The 16519-nt window shown below is 70.9% G+C and carries 16 protein-coding genes; 10 read left to right on the forward strand and 6 right to left on the reverse strand.

Annotated elements, in window-relative coordinates:
* Positions 1 to 32: 32 nt before the first annotated feature.
* Positions 33 to 809 (forward strand): phosphate ABC transporter ATP-binding protein PstB, encoded by a 777-nt coding sequence (gene pstB / locus GXP74_RS37770; RefSeq protein ID WP_182455696.1) that lies wholly within the window; start codon positions 33 to 35, stop codon positions 807 to 809.
* 163 nt (positions 810 to 972) lie between these two features.
* On the opposite strand, the gene GXP74_RS37775 is transcribed toward pstB, so the two are convergent.
* Together GXP74_RS37775 and GXP74_RS37780 are read right to left on the reverse strand one after the other, a co-directional pair.
* Positions 973 to 1962 (reverse strand): anion permease, encoded by a 990-nt coding sequence (locus tag GXP74_RS37775; protein ID WP_370468583.1) that lies wholly within the window; start codon positions 1960 to 1962, stop codon positions 973 to 975.
* A gap of 11 nt (positions 1963 to 1973) precedes the next feature.
* On the reverse strand, positions 1974 to 2594 hold the full coding sequence (locus GXP74_RS37780) for a DUF47 domain-containing protein (protein WP_182455698.1): 621 nt from the start codon (positions 2592 to 2594) through the stop codon (positions 1974 to 1976).
* A 268-nt stretch (positions 2595 to 2862) separates the two neighbouring features.
* Here GXP74_RS37780 and GXP74_RS37785 point away from each other — a divergent pair, with 268 nt between their 5' ends.
* Entirely contained in the window at positions 2863 to 3195 is a 333-nt protein-coding gene (locus GXP74_RS37785; RefSeq protein ID WP_225448473.1) for a metal-sensitive transcriptional regulator, read from the forward strand.
* A 5-nt stretch (positions 3196 to 3200) separates the two neighbouring features.
* Here the strand turns inward: GXP74_RS37785 and GXP74_RS37790 are convergent, their stop codons facing one another.
* Both GXP74_RS37790 and GXP74_RS37795 read right to left on the reverse strand, forming a co-directional pair.
* Positions 3201 to 3557, reverse strand: a complete 357-nt coding sequence (locus GXP74_RS37790; RefSeq protein ID WP_182456994.1) for a hypothetical protein — start codon at positions 3555 to 3557, stop codon at positions 3201 to 3203.
* A 140-nt stretch (positions 3558 to 3697) separates the two neighbouring features.
* Positions 3698 to 4573 carry a hypothetical protein gene (locus GXP74_RS37795; protein ID WP_182455700.1) on the reverse strand — a complete coding sequence of 292 codons (876 nt, stop codon included), beginning with the start codon at positions 4571 to 4573 and terminating at the stop codon, positions 3698 to 3700.
* A 133-nt stretch (positions 4574 to 4706) separates the two neighbouring features.
* Here GXP74_RS37795 and GXP74_RS37800 point away from each other — a divergent pair, with 133 nt between their 5' ends.
* Together GXP74_RS37800 and GXP74_RS37805 are read left to right on the forward strand one after the other, a co-directional pair.
* Positions 4707 to 5009: a hypothetical protein gene (locus GXP74_RS37800; RefSeq protein ID WP_182456995.1), complete on the forward strand. Its 303-nt coding sequence runs from the start codon at positions 4707 to 4709 to the stop codon at positions 5007 to 5009.
* Positions 5010 to 5085: 76 nt separating this feature from the next.
* The gene (locus tag GXP74_RS37805) at positions 5086 to 6702 is read left to right on the forward strand and encodes an FAD-binding oxidoreductase (RefSeq protein WP_182455701.1); all 1617 of its coding nucleotides are present in this window, start codon (positions 5086 to 5088) and stop codon (positions 6700 to 6702) included.
* 55 nt (positions 6703 to 6757) lie between these two features.
* Here the strand turns inward: GXP74_RS37805 and GXP74_RS37810 are convergent, their stop codons facing one another.
* Together GXP74_RS37810 and GXP74_RS37815 are read right to left on the reverse strand one after the other, a co-directional pair.
* Positions 6758 to 7483, reverse strand: a complete 726-nt coding sequence (locus GXP74_RS37810) for a phosphatase PAP2 family protein (protein WP_225448474.1) — start codon at positions 7481 to 7483, stop codon at positions 6758 to 6760.
* A gap of 204 nt (positions 7484 to 7687) precedes the next feature.
* Positions 7688 to 8734: a bifunctional lytic transglycosylase/C40 family peptidase gene (locus GXP74_RS37815; RefSeq protein WP_182455702.1), complete on the reverse strand. Its 1047-nt coding sequence runs from the start codon at positions 8732 to 8734 to the stop codon at positions 7688 to 7690.
* Between the two features lie 341 nt (positions 8735 to 9075).
* On the opposite strand from GXP74_RS37815, the gene GXP74_RS37820 reads away from it, so the two are divergent.
* From GXP74_RS37820 to GXP74_RS37845, 6 genes are all read left to right on the forward strand, one after another.
* Positions 9076 to 9384: a hypothetical protein gene (locus GXP74_RS37820; RefSeq protein WP_182446507.1), complete on the forward strand. Its 309-nt coding sequence runs from the start codon at positions 9076 to 9078 to the stop codon at positions 9382 to 9384.
* A gap of 203 nt (positions 9385 to 9587) precedes the next feature.
* On the forward strand, positions 9588 to 10418 hold the full coding sequence (locus GXP74_RS37825; protein ID WP_225448475.1) for a hypothetical protein: 831 nt from the start codon (positions 9588 to 9590) through the stop codon (positions 10416 to 10418).
* Positions 10408 to 11688 carry a hypothetical protein gene (locus GXP74_RS37830; protein WP_182455703.1) on the forward strand — a complete coding sequence of 427 codons (1281 nt, stop codon included), beginning with the start codon at positions 10408 to 10410 and terminating at the stop codon, positions 11686 to 11688. The genes GXP74_RS37825 and GXP74_RS37830 overlap by 11 nt, the downstream gene beginning before the upstream one ends.
* Positions 11685 to 13223 (forward strand): SCO6880 family protein, encoded by a 1539-nt coding sequence (locus GXP74_RS37835; RefSeq protein WP_182455704.1) that lies wholly within the window; start codon positions 11685 to 11687, stop codon positions 13221 to 13223. The genes GXP74_RS37830 and GXP74_RS37835 overlap by 4 nt, the downstream gene beginning before the upstream one ends.
* A gap of 22 nt (positions 13224 to 13245) precedes the next feature.
* Positions 13246 to 14604: an ATP-binding protein gene (locus tag GXP74_RS37840; RefSeq protein ID WP_182455705.1), complete on the forward strand. Its 1359-nt coding sequence runs from the start codon at positions 13246 to 13248 to the stop codon at positions 14602 to 14604.
* The gene (locus GXP74_RS37845; protein WP_182455706.1) at positions 14601 to 16499 is read left to right on the forward strand and encodes a TraM recognition domain-containing protein; all 1899 of its coding nucleotides are present in this window, start codon (positions 14601 to 14603) and stop codon (positions 16497 to 16499) included. The genes GXP74_RS37840 and GXP74_RS37845 overlap by 4 nt, the downstream gene beginning before the upstream one ends.
* Positions 16500 to 16519 lie beyond the last annotated feature (20 nt).

The raw sequence follows: 16519 nt of genomic DNA on the forward strand, positions 1-16519 counted from the left end.
CAGACTTCAGGAACGAAAAGAGAACCCCCATCATGGCCAAGCGCATCGATGTCAGCGGGCTGAACGCCTACTACGGAAACTTCCGGGCCGTCGAGGACATCTCGATGACCGTCGAGCCCCGCTCCGTGACCGCCTTCATCGGCCCCTCCGGCTGCGGCAAGTCCACCTTCCTGCGCACGCTCAACCGCATGCACGAGGTCATCCCCGGCGCCCGGGTCGAGGGCAAGGTGCTGCTGGACGACGAGAACCTGTACGGCAACGGGGTCGACCCGGTCGCCGTCCGCCGCACCGTCGGCATGGTCTTCCAGCGCCCCAACCCCTTCCCCTCCATGTCCATCAAGGAGAACGTCGCCGCCGGGCTGAAGCTCAACGGCGTCCGCGACCGGAAGCGGATCGACGAGGCCGTCGAGCGCTCGCTGATCGGCGCGAACCTGTGGAACGAGGTCAAGGACCGGCTGAACCGCCCCGGCGCCGGCCTCTCCGGCGGCCAGCAGCAGCGGCTCTGCATCGCCCGCGCCATCGCGGTCGAGCCGCAGGTGCTGCTGATGGACGAGCCCTGCTCGGCCCTGGACCCGATCTCCACCCTCGCCATCGAGGACCTGATCGGGACCCTCAAGGAGCAGTTCACCATCGTCATCGTCACCCACAACATGCAGCAGGCCGCGCGTGTCAGCGACCGCACCGCCTTCTTCAACCTGTCGGCGGTGGGCCAGCCGGGACGCCTGATCGAGATAGACGCCACGGAGAAGATCTTCTCCAACCCGTCCGTCCAGGCCACCGAGGACTACATCTCCGGCCGCTTCGGCTGACCGGCCCAGTGGTCACCCGCCTCGGCTGACCACCCCCCGAACCACCCCGTGGCGCTGCTAGGCGGTGCCGCCACGGGGTAACCGAAGGCCCCGCCCCGGGTAGACCGGGGGCGGGGCCTTCAGCCGTACGCCTTCGCTCCTGCCTTCCGCCCTGCCGGGCGGGTCAGCGCACGATCGCCCAGCTGATCCAGTAGACCACCGCGGCCACCAGCCCGGCGGCGGGCATGGTCAGCACCCAGCCGATGACGATGTTCTGGGCGACCCCCCAGCGGACCGCGCGCACCCGCTTGGTCGCGCCCACACCCATGATCGCGGACGTGATGATGTGGGTCGTCGAGACCGGCACCTTGTACACGTACGAGGTGATGTAGAGGATCGACGAGGCCACCGACTCGGCGGCGAAGCCCTGCGGCGGGTCCAACTCGATGATCTTGCGGCCGAGGGTGCGCATGATCCGCCAGCCGCCCGCCCAGGTGCCCAGCGACAGCACCACGGCGGTGCTGACCTTCACCCAGAACGGGATCGCGGTGCCGGTCAGGTGGTGCGAGATGGTCAGCGCCAGCACCACCACCCCCATGGTCTTCTGCGAGTCCTGCAGGCCGTGGCCGAGCGCCATCGCCGCCGCCGACACCGTCTGCGCCACCCGGAAGTTGCGCTTGGCCCGGTGCGGGTTCGCCCGGCGGAAGATCCACATGATGGCGACCATCACCATGAAGCCGAGCACCAGGCCGACCAGTGGCGAGGTGATCATCGGCAGTACGACGTTCTTCCACACCCCCGACCAGATCACCCCGGTACCACCGGCCAGCGCCGCCCCCACCATCCCGCCGAACAGCGAGTGGGTGGACGAGGACGGCAGCCCGAAGTACCAGGTCACCAGGTTCCAGGCGATCGCCCCGACCAGCGCGGCCCAGAGGATCACCATCCCCTTGCCCCCGGTCGGGGCCTCGATGATGCCGTCGCTGACGGTCTTGGCGACCCCGGTCCCGAAGAAGGCCCCGGCCAGGTTCATCACCGCCGCCATCATCAGCGCCGCCCGCGGCGTCAGCGCCCTGGTCGACACCGAGGTGGCAATGGCGTTCGCGGAGTCGTGGAAGCCGTTGGTGTAGGCGAAGCCGAAGGCGACCGCCACCACCAGGACGAGTCCGAGCATGTCCACGCGGCTCAGGACTCCTTGACGGCGATGGTCTCCACCGTGTTCGCCACATGCTCGAAGGCGTCCGCCGCTTCCTCCAGGACGTCCACGACCTGCTTCAGCTTCAGCACCTCGATCGCCTCATAGGAGCCGCTGAACAGGTGCGCGAGGAGCTTCCGGTGGATCTGGTCCGCCTGGTTCTCCAGCCGGTTCACCTCGATCCAGTACTCCGTCAGGTTGTCCATGGTGCGCAGGTTCGGCATGGCCGCCGCGGTCAGCTCCGCCGCCCGCGCCAGCACCTCGATCTGCTGCTCGATGCCCTGCGGCAGGGTCTCGATCTCATAGAGGACGACCAGGTCGACCGCCTCCTCCATGAAGTCCATGATGTCGTCCAGGGAGGACGCCAGGTTGTAGATGTCCTCCCGGTCGAACGGGGTGATGAACGAGGAGTTCAGCTGGTGGAAGATGGCATGGGTGATGTCGTCACCGGAGTGCTCGGCGGCACGCATCCGCTCGGCGAGCTCGGGCCGTGCGGCGACATCTGCACCGAGCAGCTCCAGCAGGAGCTTTGAGCCCGTGACGAGATTGCTCGCCGAAGCGGCGAACATGTCATAGAAGCTCGTCTCCCGGGGGGTCAGACGAATTCGCACAAATCTCTCCGAAGTACAGGGTGCGGTCGAGTCGATGCTAGGCGCTGCTTGCAGTGACTCCGCGTGCCGGGGGGTGGCAGCGTCGGCACCCCTTGCCTGCGCTTATCCTTGCGCACGACGAAACGACGTGCTGCTCGGAGACTGTGCACCATCAGTGTGACGGAATGCCGCAGGGAACGCTGCCCCTGTGCGCTGAGTAGTATTCACGAGTCCTCCACGAATCCGACAGGCCCTGTGCGAGGCCCATACGATGGACAGGGTGGAGGCAATGGAGACACCGCAGCAGGGGCAACCGGACCTGTCGGGCGCGCCGCCCGGACCGCACGGCTACAGCTCGCAGCGCGAGGCGCACATCAAGCGGCTGCGCCGGATCGAGGGTCAGGTCCGGGGGCTCCAGCGGATGGTGGAGGAGGACGTCTACTGCATCGACATCCTCACCCAGGTGTCCGCGAGCACCAAGGCGCTCCAGTCCTTCGCACTGAGTCTGCTGGAGGAGCATCTGCGGCACTGCGTCGCCGCGGCGGTGGCCGACGGCGGACCGGAGGCGGACGACAAAGTGGCCGAGGCCACAGCGGCGATCGCCCGGCTGCTCCGGTCCTGACTCCGTCAGCCGCGCTGGTCTGTCTGGGCTTCGCTGGTCTTTTCGCTGCCCTGGGGCGCTCTGGGCTGGGGCGCTCTGGTCTGGGGTGCTCTGGGCTGGGGCATTCTGGGCTGGGGCGCTCTGGTCTGGGCTGGGATCCTCGGCAGCGGTTTGCCCTGGCTCAGAGCCTGGCTCGGAACCTGGGCCTCGCCGATCTCGCGGTAGCGGTCACGATCGATCCGGCGCTCGGCGCCGTGGGCCACCCGCAGCACCTCGTCGATGAGGTCCGCCGGCAGCCGTTCGAACGGCGTAGCCGCAGCGGCGATCATCAGCTCGCCATAGAGGTCGATCTCCGCGAGGGCCACTTGGTCGTGCGCGGCCACCCGCACCACCTCCTCGTCAATGTCGGGCAGTCGACTTCGACTGACTCCAGAGTAGGCAGCGCGCGGGGGGCGTGCATGGCACGTCTGGGTCATTTCCCAGGCCCCCTGGTACTACGTGTCTCCCCGTTCGCGCCCCCGGGCTACTTGGCCGTGAACACGTCCTTGGACGACGGCAGGCTCACCGTGACCGGGGTGCCGTAGTCGGCGAACTCGCTGGTGGAGGTCACCACCACCTGGTCCTTGGCGGCGGTCGAGCCGGCCACCTTGCTGAAGGTGAAGACCTCCTGGATCTCCTGGATCCGGCCCTTCGGGTCCAGCCAGACCTGGTACGGGACCTTCTTCACGGTGAAGGTCCGCGCCGCCAGCGACAGCCCGGTGCCCGCGCCGCCGCCGGTCGCGTTGGCGGCCTGGGTCAGGTCGAGCGTCCCCTGGTAGTGCTTGAGGACCACCCCGTTCACCGTCCGACTGTCGACCAGCGCCGCCGTCTGCGCGCCGCGCAGGGCGTTGGCGGCGGTCGCCGGGTCGGTGGCGCCGCTGCTGACCAGGTTGCCGTCGGCGAGTTCCTGGACGTTGACCTCGACCCACTTCCCGGCCGGGACCCCCTTGGCACCGCTGTTCTGCATGTACACCACGCCCGGGGCGAAGACCTCGGTGAGCTCGCCGGTGCTGCCCTCGCCCGGCGGGATGGTGACCTCCATCCGGCCGAGCCGGGTGGAGTAGTCGTACTGGGCGGTCCCGCGCAGGGTGATCCGCTTCGCCGCGGAGAGCGTCTCCAGCGTGCTCGTGTCCTGGACGTAGCCGGAGCGACCGGTGATGTCCGCGGCCGAGCGGACGGCGGTCAGCGGGTCGGCTGACAGCGCGTCGGAGGAGTTCACCGCCTGGTCGGCGGAGGTCACCGCGGCGCCGGACGAGCCGGAGCCCCCGCAGCCGGTCAGCAGCCCGGCCACGGCCGCCGCCGTGGCGGCCACCAGCGCCGTACGCATACCGGCGGCACGGCCGGACTCACGAATCACCACGGAACACATCTCCCTCACGGCCCCTCGGAACACACCCAATAGCGGGCTCCTCAGGGCTAACGAGAACCGGTACCGCCGGTTACGGCGTTCGAGGTGGCGCGAGCCGGCCGCGATCCGGGTTACCGTGAACCACGTGGACAGCAACCTGGTCCCGTGCGGCGAGCGGACACCGCCGCACCCGGGCCCGTCAGCGCCCTCGGCACCCCGGAGCGCACTCCCCGCCCCAGCGACGTCGGAGCCGTCCGACTCGGAGCACCGGACCTTCATCACCGAGGCCGGTTCGTTCACCACCGCCCGCTGCGACTGCGGCTGGTTCGCCCCGGCCCGGCGCTCCCGCGACAAGTCCCGCCGCGACGCCGACAGACATCTCGCCGACGGACATCCCGCCGAGGGACATCCCGCCGCCGGGCATCCCGCCGGGGACCCGACCGCCTGAAACCGGCAGGGCGTCTTCTGCCGTCCCCTCCTGTGCGGCATACCGGTTCGGTCGAGGATGGAAACCAATGGGCGAAATGATCACTTCCCGACGCTCCGTGCTGCGCGGCGCGGGCGCGCTGACCGCGGCGGCGGCCGGCCTCACGGCCTGCACCAGCGGCAAGTCGGCCGCCGCTGCCAGCGGCCCGGCCACCACCACCGGTCCGAGCACGGCCGCGGCCGGGACCGGCGGCGTCCCGGCGTCCAGTCCGGTGACCGCGTCGCCGGGCCCGGCGGACTGGGCGGCGCTGGCCAAGGACCTCGGCGGGCCGCTGATCCGCCCCGGCGACAGCCGCTACGCCGACGCGCGGCGGCTGTTCCAGCCGCAGTACGACTCACTCGCGCCGAGCGCGGTGGCCTATGTGGACGGCGCGCACGACGTGTCCACCGCGCTGGCCTTCGCCCGCAAGTACCGGCTGCCGGTGGCCGCCCGCTGCGGCGGGCACAGCTACGCGGGCTGGTCCTCCGGCAGCGGCCTGGTCCTGGACGTCGGCAAGCTGAACGGCGTCAGCGCCTCCTCCGGGGCGGCCACCGTCGGCGCGGGCGCGCGGCTGATCGACGTCTACACCGGCCTGGCGGACCGGGGGGTGACCATCCCGGCGGGCTCCTGCCCGACCGTGGGCGTGACCGGTCTCACCCTCGGCGGCGGCATCGGGGTGACCGGCCGGGCCTACGGGCTGACCTGCGACAGCCTCACCGGCGCCGAGGTGGTCACCGCGGACGGCACGGTCCGCCAGGTCAGCGCGTCCAGCGAGGCCGACCTGTTCTGGGCGCTGCGCGGCGGAGGCGGCGGCAACTTCGGCGTGGTCACCTCGCTCTCCTTCCGCACCCACCCGGCGGCCGAGTGCTCGTACGCCTTCCTCTCCTGGCCCTGGTCCCAGGCCGAGCAGGTGGTCCGCTCCTGGCAGGCCTGGGCGCCGAGCGCGCCCGACGCCATGTGGGCCGACCTGCACCTGCTGGTCTGGGCGAACGGGCAGTACCAGCTGGGCACCACGGTCAACTACCTGGGCCCGCAGTCGGAGCTGCAGAACCAGATCGACCGGCTGGGCACCCCGCCCTCCTCGGCCTACGTGCACACCGCCTCCTACCTGGACACCATGCAGGTGATGGGCGGGGTGGCCGGCTGGTCGCCGGCCGCCTCGCACCTGCCCGGCACGCTGCCGGGCCAGAACCCGGCGGGCCGGGTCACCCGGGAGTCCTACGGCGCGCGCTCCGACATCTTCAACCGGTCGATCGACGGCAGCGGGATCTCCGCGCTGATCGCCGCGATCGAGCGCTACCCGAAGATCGCCCCGGCGGGCGGCAGCGCGGGCGTCGCCTTCGACGCGCTGGGCGGCGCGATCAACCGGGTCGGGCGCGGCTCCACCGCCTTCGTCCACCGCGGCGGACAGTTCACCGCCCAGTACACCGCCAACTACCCGGACGGGGTGACCGGCGGCACCGCGGCCGACCGCTCCTGGTCCTGGCTGGACGGCGTCTGGTCGGCGATGCGCCCGTACGCGAGCGGCGAGGCGTACCAGAACTACGTGGACCCCCGGCTGACCGGCTGGGAGCAGGCCTACTACGGCAGCAACGCGGCCCGGCTGCGGTCGGTCAAGCGGAGCTACGACCCGGGCAACCTGTTCCACTTCCCGCAGAGCATCCCGGTGGGCTAGGCCCGCGCCCTGCGATGACGCCCTCCGGTTGCGCCCTGCGACCGCGACCCGGCGGCTAGGCGGCCAGGTCGCGGTCGGCCTCCGGCTCGCCGCCGTGCGGCCGGGGGACGGCGGCGGCGCGGCGGACCGGACGGCGGGAGGACCGGCTCGGGGCCACGATCAGCGGGGCGGCGGCGGTGCGGGACGCCGAGCGGGTCAGCGGCACCAGTACGGCCATGGCCAGCGGGGCGAGCAGCAGCACGGTGGCCGTGCCCAGGGCGTAGCCGCCGACCACGTCGGTCGGGTAGTGCACGCCCATGAACACCCGCAGGAAGCCCTCGGCCGCGGCCAGCGCGCCCGCGGCCAGCCCCAGCTTGCGGTTGACCAGCAGCAGGCCGATGGCGACCGCCATGGTGAAGGTCGCGTGGTCGCTCGCGAACGAGCCGTTCGCCTGGTGCGCCGTCAGCAGGTCCAGCTGCCCGGGGTGGGCGACGAAGGGGCGCTGGCGCTGGACGATGGCCCGGACCGGGATGTTCAGCACCAGGGCGAGCCCGGAGGCCAGCCCGGCCCAGAGCACCCCGGCGACCGCCGCCGGTGCGTCCGGCCTGCGGCGGGCCCAGCTCCAGCCCGCGACCAGCATCAGCACCGAGGCCAGCGGCACCCCGTACTCGCCGAGGAAGGCGAGGGTGCTGTCGAGCCAGGAGGGGAGGTGCCGGGCGAAGCCGTTGATGCCGGAGACGAGCGTCCAGTCGATCGAGCCGCCACCCATCGCACCGCTATCGTCCGCCAGCAGCGTCGCCACGCCGCACCTCCCGCCTGTCAGCCAACCCGAACTCCCGGCCGCCGGGATTCCGGTACGGCACGATCAAGTGTCCTCCCTTGACAAGGTGCACAACGGAGCGAACCGCCCAAACTGTTCCACCCGAGGGGGAAGTTATGGGAACGTGACGCTTCGCTCACCGGTCCGCCACAAGCTCACCACCGAGCTGCCGCCGAAGCGTCACCGTCAGGACAGCGAACCCCCGTTGGCGATTCCGCCGCCCGGCTGGAGGGTCGGCAGCGCGGCCGCGCCCCCGGCGGTGACCCGGGTGGCGCCGAAGTAGTCGCCCTCGGCGTCGATCGGGTCGTAGCGGATGACCGAGCCGGTGTGCGGCGCGTCGATCATCATGCCGCCGCCGACGTAGATCCCGACGTGGTGGATCTTGCTGGGATCGTTCGGGTCGGTGGAGAAGAACACCAGGTCGCCCGGCTGGAGCTGACTGCGGCTCGGGTGCGGACCGGCGTACCACTGGTCCGCGGCGACCCGCGGGATCTGGATGCCCACGCTGGCGTAGGCGGCCTGGGTGAGGCCGGAGCAGTCGAACTCGTAGTTCTGCGAGGCCAGGCCCTCACCGCCCCAGAGGTAGGGCGTACCGAGCTTGGACTGGGCGTAGTAGATCGCCCCGGCCGCCTGCTCGGAGAAGGTGATGGTGGTGGTGGCCGCGAAGGACTGGGCGAGCTTGGTGATGGAGCTGACGTAGTTCTCGGTCTGCGTGTAGCTGGGGATGCCGTCCGCGCTTATCACCGCGTACGGGCCCGCGTTGTAGGCGGCGAGCATGTTGGAGGTGCTGCTGCCGGGAACGCTCTTGGTGTCCTGGGCCAGTTGGCAGTCGTAGCTGGCGGCGGCGGGGATGGCGTCGGCCGGGTCCCAGACGTCGGGCGCGGCATGGGCGTGGGTGGGGTCGATGCCGTAGATCTGCCAGGTCGCGGGCATGAACTGGGCGATGCCCTGGGCGCCGACCGGGCTGACCGCGTTCGGGTTGAAGCCGCTCTCCTGGTACATCTGCGCGGCCAGCAGCGGCGGCGACAGCTGCGGGCAGAGGGTGCCCCACTGCTGGATCAGCGCGGCGTAGGCGGCGGGGACGGTGCCCGGAGCCAGCTGGGCCAGCGCGGTCTGCTGGCTCTGCAGGATGGAGCCCGAGGCGGCGTAGGTGCCGACGACGAGCAGCGCCAGGAATCCGGCGAGCGCCGCACCACCGCCGCCGGCGACGGCCCAGACACGTCGGCCGGCCATCAGCGGCGCTCCGACGCTGCGTCAGCGGCTTCGCACAGTTGGACTGTCGGAGTCGAACGCATATGCCACCCACCCTGGCCGAAGGAATTTGCGATTGCCTTCACAGAGTCTGGACCAGGGCGTTGCCCCGCGCAATCAGCTGCGATACACAGAGTAAGCGGTAGTCTCATCCGAGCGGCTGCAGGCTCCATGAGGTCCCATGGTGGCACCTGTGGCGCATCACTCAGTGGCGATCCTCGGGAAAGTGGCCAAGTCGACTTCGGTTCTGGCCAAGAATAGGACTGGGCCCTACACCACGGCCGGGTGCTGGGCTTTGATTGATGATCAGGTGGGTGGTTGCTTTGTATCTCAGCGCGAACAAGAACGACATCAGCACCATCATCGGAGGAATCGCGCCCAACTGGGGCCCCTTCGCGAGTCTGGGCACAGAGGCCCGGACGATGGTGGAGGTCGTCATGGCCGTCGCCATCCTCGGTTGCCTCGCCATCGCCATCTGGGGGGCTGCCAAGCAGCGAATCGGCGCGACGGCGCTTCGGGACACCTTCAGTGCCGAGCAGGGCAAGGGTCTGATCATCGCCGGTCTGACCGGCGTGTTCATCATCGGATCACTCGGTACGTTGTTCACCATTGTGTACGGGATGGCGATCTGATTATTCGTCTGGATAATCGGAGCACGACGTTCCGCGTACCGGATCGGCCAAGCTCTCCCCACGAGCCGCCGTTCAGGTGACACCCTTCTGTCATATCGTCCTGCCCGCACGCCCTCGCTCGCCCCGTCCGTCCGCTCTCGCCCTGCTCGCCGTGCCCGTCCCGTCCCGCCCGTCCTGCTCACCCTCGTCCCAAGGGGGCCGTCGTGTCCGTGCCTGACGACCAGCCGCACACGCGTACCCGCTACCCGGCGGGCGAAGCGCCGCCGGACGCGGCGGCGGGGCGGCATCCGCTGCGGACGCTGGCGGCGGTGCTGGGAGCGGTGGTGATCCTGCTGGTGGTGGTCGCGGTGATCAACCGCACCAGCGGCAGCACCCAGGCCGGAGCGGGCGCCCCCGGCACGTCCGGCACCACCGCGGGCTCGGGCCCGACCGCCTCCGGCAGCGGCACCCAAGCCACGGCGACGGCCCCGACCGGGACCCAGCCGGTGTCCACCTCACAGGACGGAATCGCCACCGGCTTCCCGCACACCGCCGAGGGCGCCCAGTCCGCCGCAGTCAACTACAGCGTCGCCCTGGGCTCCAGCGAGATGTACACCACCACCTCCCGCCACACGATCCTGCAGACGATCGTCGACCCGGCGGTGCTGGGAGGCATTCAAACCAGGTTGGATGATTCGTTCACCAGCCAGGGCAGCAAGCTCGGGTTGCGGCTCGGCCAGGCCCCGAAAGGACTGACCTTCGTCTCCCGGGTCATTCCCGTCGGTACCAAGGTCGACAGCTACGGAGTCCAGTCCACCGTCGAGGTATGGAACGACTCCCTGTTCGGCCTCGCCGGTCAGGGCTCCACCTACCCGGTCACCGAGTCCTGGTACACCCTGACCGTGACGCTCAGCTGGTCAGGCGGCGACTGGAAGCTCGCCGACTTCAAGCAGGCGGATGGGCCGACGCCCATCAGTGGAAACCAAACGCCTTCCAGTGCAGACATGATGGCCAACGCCGTCACCGGGTTCGGAGGGTTCCGCTATGCCCGTTGACCTGCGCCGAGTCGGCGTGCTCAGTTCAGCCTTCGCATCGATGCAGTTCCTTGCCCTCACGATCGCGAACGCTGCCTTCGCTGCACCGAGCCCAAGCCCCTCCGCCACGGGCAAGTGCGTCGCACTGCCCGGCCCAGGCAGCAGCAGTTTCTGCAATCCGGGTAGTTCGAACCCCGTCACCGGCGTGACCGACTCGGTCGACCCGTTGCAGTCGCTGGCGAGTGCCTGCGCGACCGCTGCTGCGTGGGTGATCCGGAAGCTCTCGGAGGGGATCAACGCCACCACCACCGTCGACTTCACCAACGCCAGCTTCCTCCGGACCTACGCCGTGGTCTTCGGCGCCTCCACCTTCCTGACCCTGATCCTCTGGCTCCTCGCCGTCGCCAAGCGCGCTGCCCGCGGCGTGCCGTTGTACCAGGCCATCGGTGAAGCCATCGGCTTCCTCTGGCTGACCGTGATCGCCTCCGCGTTCACCCCGCTCATCCTCTACACGATCGTCAGCGCCACCGACGGAATCACCACCGGTATCGCCTCCGGCACCAAGACCGACACCGCGAACTACCTGGGCTCCTTCGCCAACGCCCTCACCGGCGGCAACATCGGCGGCGGTCCGATCATCCTGGTGCTGGTGTCCCTCATCGCGATCCTCGCCGCCGCCGTCCTGTGGATCGAGATGCTGATCCGCGCCGCGATGCTCTACGTCGGCGCTCTGCTCGGCACCGCCGTCTACGCCGGTCTGGTCGACAAGCAGCTGTGGAAGCACGTCCGCCGCTGGGCGGGCGTCATGGTCGCGGTGGACCTGATCAAACCCGTGATCGTGATCATCCTCGGCCTGGCCGGCGCCATCGCCTCCAACGCGGGCGCCAACGACGCCTTCTCGACGGTCCTCTCCGGCGTCGCCATCCTGGTCCTCTCCATCTTCGCCAGCAGCGCCATCTACCGCTTCGTCCCGGGCTTCGGCGACGAGATGGTGGCGATGCGCCGCGCCCGCGCGAGCGCGGTGAGCGCCGGGTCGGCCGTGGTCAACGGCCCCGCGAACTTCATGAAGCAGGGCATCAGCACCCACGCCGGGCGCGGAGCCGACGGCGGCTCCGGCGGCGGCCAGGGCGGCGGCAACAGCGGCGCGGCCAGCGCCGGCGCGGGCATCGCCGCGCACGGCGCCCGCCCCTCGGCCGCGCCGCCCGCGCAATCCTCCGGAGGCGGCACGTCCGCCCCCCCGGTCACCAGCGGTAACAGCAGTACCACCAGTGCCCAGGGAGGCCGCTCTTGACCACCCAACCCGTCGGGGGCTACCGACGTACGTACCTGATCGGCAAGGCCAAGCCGAACGCCGTCGTCGGCAAGAACCGGGAGAGCGGCGAGGTCTTCCTGCTGATCTTCGGGGCCTTCCTCGGCATGCTCTGGGGCATCGCCGTCCAGGGCTTCCTGGTGCTGCGACTGCTCGGACTGGTGGCCTTCCCGCTGCTGGCCTTCGCGATCGTCTACCTGCCCTACCGCAAGCGGACCTTCTACAAGTGGGCGGAGATCAACCGCAGCTACCGCCGCACGGTCCGCTCCGGCAGCGGCAGCTGGCGCTCCGACGTCCACGAGGCGGGTACCCGCCTCGACGGGCAGGAGGTCGAGATCGGCCCGCCGCCCGGCATCGGCCGGATCCGCTGGCTCGCCGCGCCCTTCGGCCCGGACGAGGTCGCCGTGCTGATGCACCTCAACCGGCGCACCGTCACCGCCGCCATCGAGATCGAGGGCCCCGGCGTGGGCCTGCGCGACTCCGAGGACCAGGAGTCCCTGGTCGAGCGCTTCGGGACGCTGCTGAAGCACGTCGCCAACGGCGACGGCTTCGTGACCCGGCTGCAGATCCTGGCCCGCACCCTCCCCGCCGACCCGGACGCGCACGCCAAGGACGTCGCCCGACGCGGCGACCCGGACTCGCCGCCCTGGCTCCAGGACTCCTACGACCAGCTCCAGGCGATGGTCTCCACCTCCTCCGAGCAGCACCGGGCCTACCTGGTCGCCTGCATGCCCTACACCCGCGACCTCGCCGCGGAGGCCCAGGTGATGGGCCGGAACCAGGGGCGCGGCCGGGGCGACGAGGGCCTGGCGGCGGTGATGGCCCGCGAGCTCAACGACATCTGCGCGCGGCTCGCCGAGGCCGACATCCGGGTACGCCAGCCGCTGGGCCAGGCCCGGCTCAGCTCGCTGCTGCACTCCATGTACGACCCGGACCACCAGATCGACCACCTCCAGGCGATGTCGAAGCGCAACGCCTGGCCCGCCGAGCTGGACGCCACCCATCCGAACTACCTCCAGGCGAAGACCAGGGAGTCGGCCACCCGGGAACCGTGGTGCCACGCCACCGCGTGGATCAAGGAGTGGCCGCTGACTCCCGTCGGAGTGAACTTCCTGGCGCCGCTGCTGGTGCACACCCCGGACGTGATCCGCACCGTGGGCGTCACCATGGACCTGGAGCCCACCGACGTGGCCATCGAGCGGATGCTCACCGAGAAGACCAACGACGACGCCGAGGCCAGCCGCCAGGCCAAGTTGAACCGCACGGTGGACCCGCGCGACTCGGCGCACAGCGGGCGCGTGGACCAGCGCGGGGAGGATCTCGCCTCGGGCGCGGCAGGCGTGAACCTGGTCGGCTACATCACCGTCAGCTCCCGTACGCCTGAGGCACTTGCCCGCGACAAGCGGACAATCCGCGCCTCGGCGGGTAAGAGTTATCTCAAGCTCGAATGGTGCGACCGAGAACACCACCGGGCCTTCGTGAACACGCTCCCCTTCGCCACCGGCATCCGCCGCTAACCCCACCCACCGGAGGCATCGCATGGCAGCAGCACCCGTGGGCGGCCTGACCGACGCCTTCGCCACCTTCCTCTTCGGCAAGAACGAGACCACCCGGCTACCGGTCCGCACCTCCACCGGGCAGGCGCAGGCCGTCTACCTGCCGACGGCGGCGCCCGGACTGGGCGACTCCGGCGTGATCATCGGACGCGAGGTCTACAGCGGGAAGGGGTACGTCTACGACCCCTTCCAGCTGTACGGGCAGCAGCTGCCCGCACCGCACTGGCTGGTCCTCGGCGAGTCCGGCAACGGCAAGTCCGCGCTGGAGAAGACCTACGTGCTGCGCCAGCTGCGGTTCCGCGACCGGCAGGTGGTGGTCCTGGACGCCCAGGGCGAGGACGGCGTCGGCGAGTGGAACCTGATCGCCCGGGCGCTCGGAATAACTCCGGTCCGGCTGGACCCGCAGGCGGCGCTCGCGGGCGGCGTGAAGCTCAACCCGCTGGACCCGGCGATCACCACCACCGGCCAGCTGGCGCTGCTGCGCACCATCGTCGAGGTCGCCATGGGGCACAGCCTCGGCGAGCGCGCCGGCTTCGCCCTGAAGGCCGCGCACGCGCACATCATCGCCACCATCACCGAGCGGCAGCCGGTCCTCGCCGACATCATCGACACCCTGCGCACCCCCAACACCGACTTCATCGACCCGCTGGGGGTCTCCCTGACCGACATCCAGACCTGGGGCCTGGACGTCGCCCTGGTGCTGGACCGGCTGGTCGACGGCGACCTGCGGGGCATGTTCGACGGGCCGACCACCACCGACATCAACCTGGACGCGCCGCTGATCGTCTTCGACCTCTCGCACATCGACCGCAACTCGATCGCGATGCCGATCCTGATGGCGATCGTCGGCGTCTGGCTGGAGCACACCTGGATCAGACCGGACCGCAAGAAGCGGATCTTCCTGGTCGAAGAGGCCTGGCACATCATCAACTCCCCCTTCGTCGCGCAGCTCTTCCAGCGGCTGCTGAAGTTCGGGCGGCGGCTGGGCCTGTCCTTCATCGCCGTCGTGCACCACCTGTCGGACGTGGTCGACGGCGCGGCGGCCAAGGAGGCCTCGGCGATCCTGAAGATGGCGTCCACGCGTACCATCTACATGCAGAAGGCGGACGAGGCCCGGGCGACCGGGCGGGTGCTGGGGCTTCCGCGCTGGGCGGTGGAGATCATTCCCACGCTGTCGCCGGGCATCGCGGTCTGGGACGTGAACGGCAACGTGCAGGTCGTCAAACACCTGATCACCGAGCAGGAACGGCCACTCGTCTTCACCGACCGGGCCATGACGGAGGACGCCATCATCGAACGTACCCGTGCCTCGAAGCAGCTGGCCGACGATCCGGCTGCATGATGGCCCGTCAGGCACCTGACCCGCGCGCGCCCGGTCCCCGCCCCTGGGGACCGCAGCCCTCGCCCGCGCGCGGGATCCCCGACGGCGCGATCGTCGGGGTGCTGGCGATCCTGCTCGGCACGACCACCCTGGTGTGGACGGCGACCGCGCTGGCCGGTCTGATCACCCACGGGCGGTTGCCGCACCCGCTGCCCTTCGAGGGGACCCCGACCGCGATCCGGGTGCTGGCGACGGAACCCAACCAGTTGTCCGCCGCCTGGCCGGGGACGCCAGTGGCGGCGTTGCCGTCGGCCACCGCCTTCTGGACGACGTTCTTCGTGCTGCTGGCGCTGCTGATCGCGCTGGCGCTGACCATGCTCTCGGCGTGGACACGGCTGCGCCGGGCGGCCGCCGCGGCCCGCACGCCCCAGCCGGACCAGGACGGGCCGCCGTTCCCCGGGCCGGTCCCCACCCCGGTTCCACAGGCGCAGGCCCCGCAGCCGCATGCCCCGCAGCCGCAGCCGGGCGCGCAGCGGTTCCCCCCGCCCCGGCGGACGCCGCCGCAAGCCGGTCCGCCGTCGGCCACCGAGATCACGACGGAGATACCGCCCCAGCTCTCCGCCCAGTTCAGCGACCAGTTCAGCGACCAGTTCGCCGACCCCCTGCCCGCTGCCTGGTCCGAGCCGCTCCGCGGCCCGCTCCCCAGCGGGGCACCGGTCCGGCCCGCGGCCGCCGCCAAGCGGGCGTTCGCCTTCCCACCCGGTGCGGTCTGCCTGCTCGCGCCGGACCCGGGCGCCTCCGCCGCCGCCAAGCGCCGACTGCTACAGGACGCCGTCAGCCGGGCGACCGGGGCGGTGCTGGTGGTCAGCGACGACCTGGGCCTCTGGCGGGCCCGCCCCGCGCACCGGGACGCCCGGCTGTTCGATCCGCTGCGGCTCACCGACGCCGACAGCGACGCCCGCGTCCGCTGGGCGCCGCACAGCCGCTGCGAGGATCCGGCGGTCGCGGGCAGCCGCGCCCGCGCGCTGCTGGCGGCCACCGGCCGTCCCGGCAACTCCCCCGGCGAGAAGAGCGTCCAGGAAGCCGCCCAGGCCCTGCTGCGCTGCTGGCTGCATGCCGCCGCGCTGGACGGGCGGCCGTTCCGGCACGTGCTGCGCTGGGCCGCCGGGACCGCCCGCCAGGAGGCGGTCACCGTGCTGCGCACCGCCGATCCGCACCTGGCCGCGCCGGGCTGGAGCGGCGAGCTCCAGTCCATCCTCGGCAACGCGACCGAGCTGCGCGAGGCGGCACTGGACCGGGTGCTGTCCGCGCTCGACGCGCTGTCCGAGCTGCATGTGCTCAAGGCCTGCACCCCCGAGTCGGCAACCGACGCACTCGATGTGGAGTCGTTCCTGCGCAACCGGGGAACCCTGTATCTGACCGGCCGCGCCGACGAGGCCCGCGTGAGCCGCTCAGCGCACAGCGCGATGCCGCTCCTCACCGCGCTTGTGGACGACGTGGTCGAGCACGGCCGGCGCATCGCCGTACGGTCATCCTCCGGTCGGCTCGACCCACCACTGCTGTGCGTGCTGGACAACGTCGCGTCCGTCTCCCCGCTGCCGGGACTGCCGGAGCTGATGTCCCGGGGCGGCCCGCTGGGCCTGGACACCGTCGCCGTGCTCCGCTCCCCCGAGCAGGCCCGGGCGCGGTGGGGCGACCGCGCTGTCCACAGCCTGTGGACAAGTGCCGACGCCCGCATCGTCCTCGGCCCTTCCGACGGCCCGCTGCCGGAGGGACCGGCAACCGACCAGGAGCCCGCCGAGAACGCCGACCTGGATGTCGGCGAACTGCTGCTGCTCCGCCACCGGCACCCCGCCGAACGCGTCACGCTGCCGCCGACGGCCGCTTCCAGCACACCCACTGCCGCGAGCGGCTGACACTCCCGTACTCTCGGGGG

Source organism: Streptacidiphilus sp. P02-A3a (assembly GCF_014084105.1).
Lineage (GTDB): Bacteria > Actinomycetota > Actinomycetes > Streptomycetales > Streptomycetaceae > Streptacidiphilus.